The 14,414-nt window shown below is 67.0% G+C and carries 13 protein-coding genes; 5 read left to right on the top strand and 8 right to left on the bottom strand.

Annotation, left to right across the window (positions count from 1 at the left end):
- Nucleotides 1-50: 50 nt before the first annotated feature.
- The 8 genes from V7Q48_RS03450 to V7Q48_RS03415 form a co-directional block, all read right to left on the bottom strand.
- Nucleotides 51-578 (bottom strand): 2,4'-dihydroxyacetophenone dioxygenase family protein, encoded by a 528-nt coding sequence (locus V7Q48_RS03450; protein ID WP_333836281.1) that lies wholly within the window; start codon nucleotides 576-578, stop codon nucleotides 51-53.
- 26 nt (nucleotides 579-604) lie between these two features.
- A complete protein-coding gene (locus V7Q48_RS03445) occupies nucleotides 605-1,138 on the bottom strand; it encodes a 2,4'-dihydroxyacetophenone dioxygenase family protein (protein WP_333836279.1) in 534 nt (177 codons plus the stop codon).
- Between the two features lie 70 nt (nucleotides 1,139-1,208).
- A complete protein-coding gene (locus tag V7Q48_RS03440; protein ID WP_333836278.1) occupies nucleotides 1,209-3,767 on the bottom strand; it encodes a TonB-dependent receptor in 2,559 nt (852 codons plus the stop codon).
- Between the two features lie 153 nt (nucleotides 3,768-3,920).
- Nucleotides 3,921-4,856, bottom strand: coding sequence for a helix-turn-helix domain-containing protein (locus V7Q48_RS03435; RefSeq protein ID WP_333836277.1), 936 nt, complete (start codon nucleotides 4,854-4,856; stop codon nucleotides 3,921-3,923).
- Between the two features lie 28 nt (nucleotides 4,857-4,884).
- Complete coding sequence (locus tag V7Q48_RS03430) at nucleotides 4,885-6,162, bottom strand: MFS transporter (RefSeq protein ID WP_333836276.1); 1,278 nt, start codon at nucleotides 6,160-6,162, stop codon at nucleotides 4,885-4,887.
- Complete coding sequence (locus V7Q48_RS03425; RefSeq protein WP_333836275.1) at nucleotides 6,159-6,746, bottom strand: VOC family protein; 588 nt, start codon at nucleotides 6,744-6,746, stop codon at nucleotides 6,159-6,161. The genes V7Q48_RS03430 and V7Q48_RS03425 overlap by 4 nt, the downstream gene beginning before the upstream one ends.
- Before the next feature lie 138 nt (nucleotides 6,747-6,884).
- Nucleotides 6,885-7,898: a zinc-dependent alcohol dehydrogenase family protein gene (locus V7Q48_RS03420; protein ID WP_333836274.1), complete on the bottom strand. Its 1,014-nt coding sequence runs from the start codon at nucleotides 7,896-7,898 to the stop codon at nucleotides 6,885-6,887.
- A 76-nt stretch (nucleotides 7,899-7,974) separates the two neighbouring features.
- On the bottom strand, nucleotides 7,975-8,859 hold the full coding sequence (locus tag V7Q48_RS03415; RefSeq protein ID WP_333836273.1) for a helix-turn-helix domain-containing protein: 885 nt from the start codon (nucleotides 8,857-8,859) through the stop codon (nucleotides 7,975-7,977).
- A gap of 125 nt (nucleotides 8,860-8,984) precedes the next feature.
- Here V7Q48_RS03415 and V7Q48_RS03410 point away from each other — a divergent pair, with 125 nt between their 5' ends.
- Genes V7Q48_RS03410 through V7Q48_RS03390 form a run of 5 tightly spaced genes read left to right on the top strand, consistent with a single transcriptional unit; the run spans nucleotide 8,985 to nucleotide 14,406 of the window.
- Entirely contained in the window at nucleotides 8,985-10,256 is a 1,272-nt protein-coding gene (locus tag V7Q48_RS03410) for a Tm-1-like ATP-binding domain-containing protein (RefSeq protein ID WP_333836272.1), read from the top strand.
- A 22-nt stretch (nucleotides 10,257-10,278) separates the two neighbouring features.
- Nucleotides 10,279-10,743, top strand: coding sequence for an acetyl-CoA carboxylase biotin carboxyl carrier protein (locus V7Q48_RS03405; RefSeq protein ID WP_333836270.1), 465 nt, complete (start codon nucleotides 10,279-10,281; stop codon nucleotides 10,741-10,743).
- Nucleotides 10,744-10,754: 11 nt separating this feature from the next.
- On the top strand, nucleotides 10,755-12,092 hold the full coding sequence (locus tag V7Q48_RS03400; protein WP_333836269.1) for an acetyl-CoA carboxylase biotin carboxylase subunit: 1,338 nt from the start codon (nucleotides 10,755-10,757) through the stop codon (nucleotides 12,090-12,092).
- Nucleotides 12,089-13,561: a biotin carboxyl carrier protein gene (locus tag V7Q48_RS03395; protein WP_333836267.1), complete on the top strand. Its 1,473-nt coding sequence runs from the start codon at nucleotides 12,089-12,091 to the stop codon at nucleotides 13,559-13,561. Before V7Q48_RS03400 ends, V7Q48_RS03395 begins: the two co-directional genes overlap by 4 nt.
- Nucleotides 13,558-14,406: an HAD-IIA family hydrolase gene (locus tag V7Q48_RS03390; RefSeq protein WP_333836266.1), complete on the top strand. Its 849-nt coding sequence runs from the start codon at nucleotides 13,558-13,560 to the stop codon at nucleotides 14,404-14,406. Before V7Q48_RS03395 ends, V7Q48_RS03390 begins: the two co-directional genes overlap by 4 nt.
- Nucleotides 14,407-14,414: the final 8 nt, after the last annotated feature.

Below are 14,414 nucleotides of genomic sequence, written 5' to 3'. Positions count from 1 at the left end.
CTCGTATGCCGAGGACGGCGGTGCTTTCATGCTAGCCATGATGAGGGGCCTTACAGATAGAGCTTGGGATTGATGGCGATGCCGTGTTCGCGGCAATAGGTCTCGTAGTGGTTGATGAACCACCAGACGTCGGTCGTATCGATGAGGTTTGCGTCTTCGTCGTAGAAGTCGATCGGGCCCTGCATCCAGCCGAACAGCTTGCATCCCTGGGGATGGTCGGTGACCAGCGTGTGGCTTTCACCGGGGGTCTCGAGGATCAGCCCGCCGGGCGTCGCCACCCAGTCGTATTCAAGGTACCGCACCGAGCCTTCGAGGCAGACCATGGTGATCGTGCCGCGATGGAAATGCGTGCCGATCACGCCCGGCGCCTTGACCCAGAGGATGTTGGAAAACAGGTTCTGGCGCACGTCGAACGCGAGGTGCTTGATCGCGGCATTGTCGCCAAACGGTACCCAGGGGCTGTCGACGTCAGTGGCCGCGTCGATGTAGCGGCCACCGGGGCTGAGGCGTTCGACCAGCGCCTTGTGAGGAAACTTGACGTCGACAATGGCCGCCTTGTCGGAGGGGGGTGCGGTCATCACGGTCATGGCATTGGCCTTTCGGTTCAGCGGATCAGGGTATCGACGTAGTCTGCGCCGATGCCGACCGCGGCATAGTGCGCGCGGGCGGCCGCGATGTAATCGAACACGTCGTAGTGACCGATCGTGTTGCCCGCGTCGTCGAGCCACATCAGCGGCCCGGAGACGACGAAGAACACCTTCATCGGGTCTTCGTGTTCGTAACAAACGAGAGTGTGGCTCTCGCCGGGCGTCTCGTAAATGAAGTCCCCGGCCGTTGCCGTCCACTCGTGCTCGAGATAGGCCCATTTGCCGCTGATGGTGTAGGCCCAGATCGGATGCGGGTGATAATGGCGGTTCACCAGACCGGCCTGCTTGCTCATCAGCACGTCGGCCCACATGTTCTTGGTCGGGCTGATCCAGACCGGCTTGGAGAAGACCGTCTCGCTGATCGGCACCCAGTACCGCTCGTCGCCCTCGGCGATCTTGGGCATGTAGACCTCGGGCAGCCCGCCTTCGCGGAACACCTTCTCGACCGGCTTGATGTCCTTCCAGAATTCGCTGTGTGCCGCCTGGGGCATCGGTGTCACTCCTTTGGGGGTAGCGGGAGGGCCGCGGCGCGAACCGCAGCGCCTCCCGCCAAGGGTCAGGTCAGAACTTGACGCCGACGCGCGCGTACCATTCGGCCGGGCGGCTGTAGGTACCGTAGATCTGGCCACCTGCCAGCTGCGCCTGGCCGGTCGTCAGGTAGCGCTCGTTGGTGAGGTTGGTGCCGCCGACGGTCAGCTCCCAGTGCTCCTCGGGCGCGCGGTAGGTGATCGAGCCGTTGATGACGGTCGTCGCCGGGCGGTCGAGCAGGAACGTGCCCTCGGTGTCGTTCTTCATCTTGCCGGTGAAGGTCGCGTCGGCGAGGAACACCAGCGAGCCGTGGCTGCCCAGGTCCGCCTGGTAGCGCGGTGCGACGTTGAACTTCCACTTCGGGGTCTTGGGCAGCGAGATGCCGGGCGCGACGCCTGCCTGCAGCGCAGACGGCGCGACACGGGCCGGCCCATCGACGCTGGTGTACTTGGCATCGGTGTAGCCGAGCGAGCCGGTGATGGTGAAACCGGTCACGGGCGCGGCGACGATCTCGACCTCGAAGCCCTTGATCCGCGCATCGCCGGCGTTCTGGATGGTCGGCGAGACACCCTGCTGGAAGTTGAGCTGGATGCCCTTGTAGTCGGTCCAGAAGGCAGCGGCGTTGATCTGCAGGTGGCGATCGAGCAACTGAGACTTCACGCCCGCTTCGTATGTGGTCGCCTTTTCAGGACCGAAGCCCGGTGCATAGGGCAGCGGGTTCGACAGGCGCGTGGTCCAGCCGCCGGTCTTGTAGCCCTTCGACCAGCTGGCATAGAGCATGACGTCGTCGTTCGGGTGGATCTGCAGGCCGACCTTGGGTGAGAAGTTGCTGAAGGTCTTCTTCTGGACGCCCGCGATATAATACCGCAGCGGCTGCCCGGGGTTGGGGAAGTTGTTGTCGATCCGGCACTGGTTGCTGATCGGGTTGAGCGATGCGCAGTTGGGATCGCCGAAGAAATTGGCGAGCTTGTAGTTGAGGCCGTTGGCGTCGGACTGGAAGCCCTCGAATTCCTTGTTCTCGTGGGTATAGCGGCCACCGACGGTAATCGCGATCAGGTCGGAGAAGGCATAGTCCAGCTGGCCGTAGAACGCGTAGTTGCGCGTCGCCAGCGTGTTCGGCCCGTCGACCTGCAGCAGGCCCTCGGCAAACGTCACGTAGTCGTGCAGGTCGCCGCTCTCGCGGAAATAGTAGGCGCCCAGCACGTACTTGAGCTTCTTTTCCGCCGCTGTGCCGGTCAGCTGCAGTTCCTGGCTGAACTGCTTCTGGTTCATCGAGAAGCTGGTGTGCAGGAAGTTGAGCGGCGAGTTGTCGAGGTCCATGCCCACGACCCAGTGCAGCTCGCGATAGGCGGTGATGGACTTGATCGAGGCCTCGTCCGACAGGTCGAAGTCCAGCGTCAGCGCCGCGCCGCCCTGCTTCAGCTTGTTGAAATTGTTGCCGTTGGCGTAGGACGTGTCGATGTTGTTGGTGACGAACCGATTGTCATAGGGCAGTCGGTTGTTGTCCGGATTGGCATCGGCGTTGACGCCATAGATCGCCGGCAGGTCGAGGATCGAATTGAGCCCGCCGCGGCGATAGAGGAATGCGGCCGAGGGCGGTCCGCCGATGAAGCTGTCGCACGGCCCGGTCACGCCGCCCTGCGTCACGGTGGGATTGCCCGCAATGGCGCAGTTGTAGGTGCCGGCAAAGACCGCCGGGAACGTGGTGATGACCTTGTTGGCGATCTGCGAGGTGTCGGTCTTGCTGTAATCGCCGCTCAACGTGGCGCGGATGCCGTCGCCGTTGTAGCGGATCTTGCCGCGCAGGTTCCAGGTGTTGTCACCGCCTTCAGTGCCGTAGCCCTGGTTGCCATAGCCGGCCGCCTTGAGCGAGGTAATCGGGTCCGACGCATAATTGCCGGCACCCGGGAATGGGATGCGGTGCAGGTAGCCGTCGCGCTTGGTGATCGAGAACGCCACCGACGAGGACAGCTTGTCCGCCAACGGCATGTCGACCGTGCCCTTGGCGCTGAACAGGCTGTAGCTGCCGGTCATCGCGCTGCCGACGAAACGGAAGGTATCGCCCGGATCATGCGTGACGATCGAGATCGCGCCGCCGATGGTGTTGCGGCCGAACAGCGTGCCCTGCGGACCTTTCAGCACTTCGACGCGATCGACGTCGGGCAGGTCCTGGTTGGCACCGACCGAGCGCGCCAGGTAGACGCCGTCGAGGTAGATGCCCACGCCGGGGTCGATGTTGAAGGCGAAGTCGTTGGCGCCGATACCGCGGATATAGGCGGCCAGCACCTGGCTCGACCCCGAGAACGGCGTACCGGCATCGAGCGTCACGTTGGGCGCGATGTTCGACAGCGACGACACGCTGGTCACCGCGCGCTCCTGCAGGGCGCTGGCTGTGAAGGCGCTGATCGCGATCGGCACGTCCTGGACGTTTTCGGCGCGCTTCTGCGCGGTGACGACGATTTCCTGAATGCCGCCGTTGCTCGACTGCGGCGCTTCCTGCGCGGCGGGATCCGCCTGCGGGGCGCCTTGGGCCAGCGCCGGGCTGGCAGTGGCTATGGCCAATGCGGCCAAAGAAACCGGTGCGAGTTTCATGGTTGTCCTCTCCCTTTTTTAATTCCGCTGGTATTCGCAGCCCCTGACTGACGAACCCGCTGCGGCAAAAACTAGGACCTCGTGCGAGGTCGCGCTTGCATTGGAGCGCAAGTGATCCGGACTGTGGCGCAACAGGCCGGATATTTTCGGCTTTCAGGCCTTATGCTGTCGCCAGTCGCGCGGCGTCGTCCCGAAACGCTGGCGGAAGCAGCGCGCAAAATAGGCGCTGTCGTTGAAGCCCATCTCGAAGGCGATCTCGGTGATGCTGGCACCGGGGCTGGCAACGATGCGTTCGGCAGCGCGCTGCAGGCGACGCTCGAGAATGAATGCGCTGGGCGTCGTGCCCATTGTCGCGAACAGGTTCTGGATCGTGCGGACCGACGTGTGGCAGGCATCGGCCAGCGTGGTGGTGCGCAGCGCAGGATCACCGAGGTGTGCCTCGACCAGCGCGACGACGCGGTCGCGCAGGGCATGGTCCCCGGCCTGGCGTGTCTCGGGGCGGACTGCGCCGCGCACGGCAAGCGCTGCCAGATCGTAGAACACGCTGCTGACGCCTTCCTGCCACTCCGGGTCCTGCGCGCTCTGGTCACCCTGATGCCACAGCGAGCGCAGGAAATCGTGGAACACCCGGCCACCCGGCGTCGCGCCGCACAGCCGCTTGCTGAGCATGTCGTCGAGCCCCGGGACGCGCTCGGCCAGCGGGGCCCGGGGAAACTCGACGACCAGCAGTTCGTGCGCCGAAAGATCGAGCGAATAGGCGTGGTGCGGCGAGCCGATGACGAAGTCGCCGGTATCGAGCTGACTCTCGCCCCGCTTCTCGCGATAGAGGCTGGTGCCCCGGCACTGCAGGTGGAGGATCAGGCGTTCATCGGCGGCGTCCTGCCCCTGGCGGCCGACGAACGAGGCGGTCGACCGCGGCCGGATCATCGCGAGGTCGCCCACGTTCCACGACCACATCTCGCCCGAGAACGTGGCGTTGCGCGTCTTGACGTATGTTCCGGTGTAGATCCGGTCAACCAGGTCGTTCCAGAAGCCGAGGCGCTGGTCGGGCGCGATGGCATCGGTGGCGAAGCGTTGTACGGCAGTCATGGCAATGAACTCCCTCAACGATGATAGGTCAGGCGGCCCCTGTATTCGGCCCCGTCAGCGGCGCCGTCGATGAAAGCCCGCGCCCTGACCGCCGAGCGACGACCCGGGGCGCGCTTTCGATCAGGCCGAGCGCGAGGACGCCGGCGACGAGGCACAGGCCGAACATCAGCCAGACCGGCGCCGCGAGGCCGAACCGGTCGGCGAGCGATCCTGCGATGAACGGGCTCAGCACGCCGCCCAGCACTTCGCCGATGCCCATGACCACGCCGGTCAGTGTGGCGGTCAGCCGGGGATCGACGCTCTCGGCCGGGATCGTGGCCATGAACATCGGGAACAGGCCATTGAGCGCCCAGCCGAAGAAGAAGATCGCCGCGAGCACCCACACAGAGCCGGTATAGTAGATCGCACCAAGCGGCAGGATCGCGCCGAGAAAGGCAAAGCCGATCATCACGGGGCGGCGGCCGATTGCGTCGGACAGCGCCGGCACCGCGAAGCTGCCGATCCCCGCCGAGATGCCCAGCGTCGCCATCAACCAGCCCATGACCTGCGGGTCGAACCCGCGCCCGTTCGTCAGGAACAGCGGCATGAAGGCCCAGCAGACGACCAGGTAGGAGACCAGCAGGATGGCGATCAGCGCACAGAGCACGACGTTGCGATGGGCGAAGGCCTCGCGCAGCGTGACCTTGGGCCCTGCACCGTGATGCTCGACCTGTGGCGGTTCACGCAGGGTGAACCAGATCAGGGCTGCCGTCACGAGACCCGGCGCTGCGGCGAGGTAGAACCCCTCGCGCCAGCCATAGGCGACGGCAAGCGGCACCAGGAGGATCGGGGCGAGGCCCGAGCCCAGCAGGTTGGAGCCAAGGTTCTGAGCGACGCCCATGGCAAGGCCGCGCCGCTCGGGCGCGACTTCGCCCACGATCATGGCATGGCTGACGGGCATGACTCCGCCCTCGGCCGCGCCCATCAGCAGGCGCGCGCCGAGCAGCATGAGGAACGAGGTGGCAAGACCCGACACCACCGAGCAGGCGCAGAACGCCAGGGTGGCGACGACGACTACCGCCTTCTGCGCCCCCAGCTTGTCCGACACCCGGCCGACGACGAAGCCGGACAGCGCCCAGGTCAGCGACAGCGCCGAACTGAACAGACCGACCTGCGTGTTGCTGAGGTGCAGGTCGGGCTGCACGAACGGCATCAGGAAATTGAGCGCGTTGCGATCAAAGAACAGGATGCCGAAGTTGAGGCTGAGCAGCCCCGTAACCCAGACCTGATAACGCCCCGAGGCGCGCGTGGCCGTGCCGCCGCTCACAGGAACGGCCTCACCGGATCGCTGCCGTCCCAGCCTTGCGAGGCCTGCCACATCATCGTGAAGTGGTGGTCCATGCCATCATTCGCGGGGATCAGCTCGACGAAGCCGGGCGACGCATCGTGCCCGCCTTCGAGATAGGCGACCGCCCCGCCCGTCGGAACGGGTGCCCGGAACGCAAGGTTGTAGCCGCGGGCGAGATAGCCGGGCAGCGCGGCGTCGACATCGCGCAGCGCGATGCCGAAGTGGTGGAATCCGTAGCCGCGCGCCTCGATCGTCTCGCGATAGACCGAAGGGTTGTCGTCGAGCGGCTGGATCAGCTCGATCTGCATGTGCCCGGCGAACCCCATCGCGATGGCGACGTCCGCCGTCGACGGCGTACCCCGATAGACCTGGCCTTCAACCAGAAAGCTGGGAAGGAGGAAGAACGGCCCGGCGGCGCAATCGCGGACAAAATGGTCGATCGCGGCATTGATGTCGCGGACGACAAAGGCCGTCTGGCAAATGCCGCCGATCGGCTGGCCATAGCCGAGGAGGTCGGCCGAAGCCGCCGTCCCGGTCATGGCAATTTGGGCAGGACTGGTCACGTCACGCAGATCCTTTCAGCAAGGCGCATGGCCCCACGCACCGCCAATTGCGGCTGCGCGGCACGATGCGCCTACCTCTCCTTCAGGACGCGCGGCCCTTTTGCGGGCCGTCGCGCTAAACTTGGTATGGCGGGCGAATCACAGCGTGATCACGACCTTTCCGAACAATCCCGGCGAGGACTGGTATCGCCACGCGTCCAGCGCCTCTTCCATGGTGAAGCGCCGGTCGATCACCGGCTTGATGCTGTGGGCATCGACAAAATCGTGCAATCGCACAGCCATGCCGCGAGAGCCGACGAAGATGCCGCGCAGGCTGGCACCTTTCATCATCAGGCCATGCGGGCTGGTGTCCCCGCTGCGCGTCAGCACGCCGATCAGCGCGATTTCGCCGGCGAAGTTGACCGCCGGGATGCTCTGCGCCAGCGTTCCGGCGCCGCCCACCTCGACCACGTGGTCGACGCCGCCGCCGGCCAGCCGCGCGGCCTCGGCGCCCCAGTCGGGCGTGGTGCGATAATTGATCGTCTCGCTGACGCCAAGCGCACGGACCCGCGCGAGCTTTTCATCCGACGAAGACGTGGCGATGACGCGGGCGCCGGCAGCGAGGGCGATCTGGGCCGCAATCAGCGAGACGCCACCCGTGCCGAGCACGAGCACGCTTTCGCCGGCCGCAAGCGGGCGCGGCCCTTCCATCAGCGCGTTCCATGCAGTGACACCGGCGCACGGCAGGCAGGCGGCTTCCTCGAAAGTCAGCGACTGCGGGATCGACACGAGGCCATGCGCGGGCAGGACCACGACGTCCTGCAGCATGCCCGTGGCGGGCGGTGCGCCGAGCGCCGGGCCCGCCGCGGGGTTAGCTGGGCCGTCGGCCCAGTTCTGGAAGAACAGCCCTGCCACGCGGTCGCCGATTGCCAGGCCATCGACGCCCTCGCCGATCGCCACGATCTCGCCGGCGCCATCCGACAAGGGCACCGTATCGCGATCGACGGCACCGCCAAAGTAATGCCCGAGCGGGATCAGCTGGTCACGATAGTTGAGCGAACAGGCGCGCACGCGGATCGCGACCTCGCCTGCGCCCGGCACAGGTTCTGGCACATCGACGAGCGCCATGTCGTCGAGCGACTGGGCACCCTTGCGAACGAGCCACCGGCGCATGCTTTCCCCTTCCCTGTATCGTTGGCGGCATCATGGCACAGTGCGCGCAAGAATTAATCAGCGACACTAACTATTTTCATCCAGTGAAACGCGTTTCCTGACCGGGACGTGCCGTGGCGGGAGAAACCGGGCCATTTGCGCCGAGGAAAGGCGCCTGTGGAAGCCGCTCCTCGGCGACCGTGACGGCGCGCTCGATCGCCAGCGTGATCTCGCGTGCCGTATGCTTGAGCGCGCCCAGGTGCCGCAGCATGACGGCGTCATCCGTCCCACGCTTGGCCGGCCAGGTGATGTTGATCGAGGCCACGGGCGCCCCGTCGAGCAGGATCGGGACCGCCATCGACCGGCGTCCATCGCGCAGCACCAGCTGGCGGCTGCGGTCGGGCCAGGGATGCAATGGCTCGCGGCTGGCAAAGCCCCGCGCCCGCGTATCGTCGAGGATGGCGCGAAGGTCTGCCTCCGACCCGTCCGCGGGCACGCGCGGCCGCAGCCGGGTGATGATCGCTTCGCGTTCCTCGTCGCTGCAGGCGGCAAGGTAGGCCCGCCCCGTGGCGGTGTGGATGTAGGACAACTTGACCCCGACCGGCCCCAGCGTCGCCGAGTCGAGCCGGAACAGCGGACTGTTGGTTTCGGCGATCTCCATGTGATCGAGTCGCGGCACGGCCAGTACCGAGGGCCATGACACCCGCGTCGACAAGGCCTTGAGCCAGGGTGAAGCAACTTCGGCGATGTGCTCCAGCGTGATCGCTTGCGAGCGCGCCCGGGCATCGACGTGCGGGAGATAGGCCCCGTCGGCAAGCCGCTGCCAGATCAGGCCTTTCTGCCCCAGCGTCTGCAGCATGCGCAGCAATGTCGCCTTGGGCAGACCCAGCGCCACGTGCATCTCGTGCAGGCTGGCGGCGCGGCGCGCCTGCACCTGCAGCAAGACGTCGAGCCCGCGCTCCAGCGCACGGACGGTTTTCACCTTCCTCTCCTGCATCCTCGTCCCGCTCTTGTTCTGGTTTCATCTTGTGAAACGCGAGGATCGCATAGCGGTTGGCAAAGTCAAACCGGATGACGCACCATGGGTCCAAGGGAGAGGATACAACCATGGCTCAAGCCGAAGGGGCCCCAGCGCCCGTCATCGCGCCCGCGATATCGCCCGCCGTCCTGCTCGTCATCACGCAGGACACCAAGGAAGAGGAAGCCCGCTTTACCCGCGCCGCGCTCGAGGCGGCCGGCGTCCGCGTCGTTCATCTCGATCCCAGCGTCCGCCGCACGATCGGCGGCGCCGAGATCGCGCCCGAAGAGGTTGCAGCCTCTGCCGGGATGACGATCGAGGAGGTCCGCGCCCTCGGGCACGAGGGCAAGTGCCAGAGCGCGATGATCCGCGGCGCCATCGCCGCCGCCCATGCCTGGGACGCCAAGGACCCGATTTCCGGGATCCTTGCGATCGGTGGCTCGATGGGCTCGGCGCTCGCCGGCGCGCTCATGCAGAGCTTTCCCTACGGCCTGCCCAAGATGATCGTCTCGACCATGGCTTCGGGTTTCACCAAGCCCTACATGGGGGTCAAGGACATCGCGATGATGAATGCGGTGACCGACATCTCGGGCATCAACACCATCAGCCGCGATGTCTTCCGAAATGCCGCGCATGCCGTCGCCGGCATGGCGCGCGGCTATGACCGCGACCGGCCGGCCGATCGTCCGCTCGTGCTCATCACCACGCTCGGCACGACCGAGGCTTCGGTGCGCCGCATCCGCCAGGCGCTCGAGGGCGATGGCTGCGAGGTCATGGTGTTCCATTCCTCGGGCGCAGGTGGTCCGACGCTCGACGCGCTGGTCGAAAGCAAGGACGTGTCGCTCGTTCTCGATCTTTCGCCGACCGAGATCCTCGATCACCTCATGGGCGGGCTGGCCGACGCGGGGCCCGATCGCGGTCGGCCTGCACTGCGGCGCGGGGTACCGACGGTCCTGGCCCCCGGCAACGCCGATTTCATCATCGCCGGGCCGATCGCCGTGGCTCGCGAACAGTTTCCCGGCCGCCGCTATCACGAGCACAACCCGCAGCTGACGGCGGTCCGCACCACGCTCGACGACCTGAAGCGGCTCGCCGATCACCTGGCGGAGAACGTCCGTTCGGCGGCGGGGCCGGTCAGGGTCGTCACCCCGCTCCATGGGTTTTCCAACCATGACAGCCCCGCCGGGCACATCATGGATCGCAGCATCCCGCCGCCATTTGCCGAATACTTGCGCAGCGTCATGCCCGCGCATGTGCCGGTCACGGCGGTGGACGCCCATTTCAACGACGAGGCCTTTTCCGACACCGTGGTCGCGGCAGCGCGCGAACTGCTCGCCGCCCGCCCCGCCGTCGCGGCCTGACCACACGATCACGGGACCCGCCATGACCGCACCCGACCTGCCTTTGACCGCCGAGGACGTTGCCGAGATTGCCCAGATCCTCGCGCAATCGGGCTACGACGCGCTCGACGTCTCCACCCGGCGCTTTCGCCTTCGCCTTGCCGCCGCCGATGCCGGCGAGGCCGCCGGGCAGACCGCCTTCACGCAGGAATGGCAATGGGCCGGCCAGGTCGATGCCAGCGCCGTGGGGGCGGCCGCCGACGCCCCGCTCGACCCCGACGCGATACCCGCCCCGCTGCCCGGCACGTTCTATCACGCGCCCCAGCCCGGGGCTCCGTCCTTCGTCGCGGCAGGCGATGCCGTTGAGGCCGAGACCGTCGTCGGGATCATCGAGACGATGAAGCTAATGAACCCGGTCCACGCGGGCCGTGCCGGGACGATCGAGGCCGTGCTCGTTCCCGATGGCACGCTCGTCGCCAAGGGGACGGCCCTGTTCCGGCTCAACTGAAAGACTGGTCGATGACATTCAAGCGCCTGTTCATCGCCAATCGCGGCGAGATCGCCTTGCGCGTCCTGCGCACTGCCCGGCGGATGGGGATCGAGGTCGTGCTCGGCGTGTCCGAAGCGGATGCCGGGTCTCTTCCGGCGCGACTGGCAGACGCTACGGTCGTGCTGGGGCCCGGCCCCTCGCCGCTTAGCTACCTTGCCATCGACAATGTCACCGCCGCCGCGCGTGACGCGGGATGCGATGCGGTTCATCCAGGCTATGGCTTCCTGTCGGAGAATGCCGCGTTCGCGCAAGGAGTCGCCGACGCCGGGATGACGTTCGTGGGCCCGGCGATCCAAACGCTGGAGGGTATGGGCGACAAGCTGGCGGCGCGTGCGCTCGCCGTTGCGGCCGGCCTGCCGATCCTGCCGGGCGGCGAGGCGCCGACGGCCGAGGACGTGCGTCGGCGGGCTGCGGAAACCGGCTATCCCCTGCTGCTCAAGGCCGTTGCGGGCGGCGGCGGCAAGGGCATGCGCCGGGTCGACCATCCCGACGATCTCGACGCTGCGCTGGGCATGGCCCGTGCCGAGGCCCAGGCCTCTTTCGGCAACCCTGCGGTCTATGTCGAGCGCTTCGTGGCCAGGGGCCGCCACGTCGAGGTGCAAATCCTCGGCGACGGTGTCCGCGCCATCCACTTGGGCACGCGCGACTGCTCGATCCAGCGCCGCTTCCAGAAGCTGGTCGAGGAAGCCCCTGCGCCCGCCATGCCGGCAGAGGCGCGGGCCGCGATCGAGGACGCCGCGGTGCGCCTCGCCCGGCACATCGGCTATCGCGGCGCGGGTACGGCGGAGTTCCTCGTCGATGCAGAGGACTTCTCGTTCTACTTTCTCGAGCTGAACGCCCGCATCCAGGTCGAGCACCCGGTGACCGAGGCGATCACCGGCGTGGACCTGATCGAGCAACAGTTGCTCGTCGCCATGGGCAAGCCGCTTGCGCTGACCCAGGCCATGGTGCGCCCGCAAGGCCATGCCATCGAGGTGCGGATCAACGCCGAGGATCCCGACGCCGATTTCCGCCCGTCCCCCGGAAGGGTCGCGCGCGCCGCCTGGCCGGCAGGCCCCGGCATCCGCGTCGACAGCCATATCGCCAGCGGAGGGGAAGTGCCGCCGTTCTATGATTCGCTGCTGGGCAAGCTGATCGTCCATGGTGCCACCCGCGACTTGGCCGTGGCCCGCATGGCCGATGCGCTCGCCCGCCTCGCCATCGACGGGTTGCCGACGACCGCCCCACTTCATCGCCGCATCCTCGCCGATCCGCGCTTCGTAGCCGGCGGCGTCGACACCGGCTTTCTTGCAGGACTTCAGCCATGAGCGCGATCCGCCTCGTCGATGTCACCATGCGCGACGGCAATCAGAGCCTGTGGGGCGCGACCGGCCTCAACACCGCGCATATGCTGCAGGCCGCCGCGCTGACCGAAGCCTGCGGGTTTCGCGCGATCGACTTCGTGTCGTCGAGCCACATGGCCGTGGCCGTCCGCTACTTTCGCAACAACCCGTGGGAACGCCTGCGCCGCATGGCTGCAGCCATGCCGACCACGCCGCTGCAGTTCATCACCACGGGCTTGCGCTTCATCGCCTGGCAGCAGGCCGACCCCGAGTTCATGCGCCTGGTCTACCGCGCGCTCCAGGCCAACGGCGTCGGACGTTTCGTGCTGCTCGATCCGATGCACGAAGTTCCCGCCGTGCTCGAAGCCGCGCGGCTGGTAAAACAGGAAGGCGAGGCCGAAGTCATGGCCGCGCTGACCTTCACCCTCTCCGACGTACACACCGACCAGTTCTATGCCGATTTCGCGCGGGCCCTGGCCGGCAGTGCCGATATAGACCTGTTCTACGTGAAGGATCCGGGTGGCCTGCTTTCGGTCGACCGCGCCCGGACGTTGATCCCCGCCATCAAGGCCGTGATCGGAAACAAGCCGCTGGAAATCCATGCGCACACGACGATCGGCCAGGGCATGCTCGCCAGCCTCGAGGCCGCGAAGCTGGGGGTATCGGCCGTCCACGTCGGGATCGGGCCGGGGGGCGATGGTTCCTCGCTCCCTGAGGCGAACCGCACGCTCGCCAATCTGGAGGCGGCGGGCCATTGCGTCGAGATCGACCGCGCCGCCCTCGCCCGCCTCACGGCCTACTGGAATCGGCTGGCGCTGGCGGAGGGCCTTCCGCCGGGCAGGCCGCAGAACTTCGACGCCAGCTTCCTGCGCCACCAGATCGCGGGTGGGGTGATGACGACCACGGCGCGGCAGCTGGCGGAACTGGGCCTGTCAGACCGCCTCGACGCCGTCATCGCCGAAACCGAGCAAGTCCGCGCCGAGCTTGGCTATCCGATCATGGTCACGCCCTTCCCGCAAATGGTCATGAGCCAGGCGCTGTTCAACGTGATCGGCAGTCACCGCTATGCGCAGGTGTCCGACCAGGTGATCCGCTATTGCCTGGGCAAGTTCGGCAAGCCCACTTCGCCGATCGACGCCGAGGTACTGGCGACGATCATGGATCGCCCGCGGGCGCGCGAGTTGGAGCACGAGCCAACCTTCCCCGCGCTGGCCGATCTGCGACGCCAGTTCGGCCAGCATCTGCCCGACGAGGAATTCCTGCTGCGCGCGGTGATGCCGGGCGAGCAGGTCGATGCCATGCTCGCCGCCGGACCGTCGCGCTCGACGTATACGCCCGAGGCAGCGCCGCTGCTGTCCCTGCTTCGCCAGCTCGCCGCGCGTCCCACCGCCCGCGACCTCGTCGTCGAGCGGCCGGGCTTTCGTCTTGCCCTCCATGCCGGAGCCAGTCTGTGATTCAACTCTCCCGCGACCACGCCGCGCGCCTTGCCGATGCGGCGGGCTTCATTTTCGACATGGACGGCACGATTGCGCTGGGCGATGCGGCCAGTGGCGGGCATCGCGCTTTGCCGCACGCCATCGCCTTGCTCGAGGCACTGCAGGCGCGCGGCACGCCCTATGTCGTCTTTACCAATGGCACGGCCAAGGCACCGGCGGCTTATGCGGCATCGCTGCGCGCGGCCGGTTTTCCCGTGGCCGACGACCAGATGCTGACGCCTTCGGCCTCGGCGGCGGCCTGGTTCGCGCAGCAAGGCATCGGGCGCGTGCGAGTACTCGGCAACGCGGGCTGCGCGGCGCCGTTGCGCGATCTCGGCCTCGACGTGATCGACCCGTCCGCGCCGGCGAGCGGCGTCGAGGCGGTCTATACCGGGTGGTTTCGCGAGTTCGACTTCGACTCGCTCGAGGCCGGGTGCGATTCGCTGTGGCATGGCGCGCGGCTGTTTACCGCCAGCAACGTGCCCTTCTTTGCGACTGCGACGGGCCGTGCGATCGGCTCGAGCTTTCCCATCAATGCCATGCTGACCGCCATGTCCGGCAAGCGGGCGAGGATTCTCGGCAAGCCCGCGCGCGTCGCGTTCGATGTCGCGCGCCAGCGCATGGGCCTTCCGCGCAGTGCGAGCAAGGCCATGGTCGTCGTCGGGGATGATCCCGCGCTCGAAATGCGGATGGCCAATGCCGTCGGGGCCATGGCCCTCGGGCTGACGACGGGCATCATGAAGGACGCCAACGACCTGTCCGAGCGCGACCGCCCGACGGTTCTGCTCGACACGCTGGAGCCCGTCCTCGCTGCGCTGCGCTGAGGCAGGCA

It is taken from the genome of Novosphingobium sp. (assembly GCF_036803765.1).
Classification (GTDB): domain Bacteria; phylum Pseudomonadota; class Alphaproteobacteria; order Sphingomonadales; family Sphingomonadaceae; genus Novosphingobium.
This window is presented reverse-complemented; position numbering and strand designations above follow the sequence as displayed.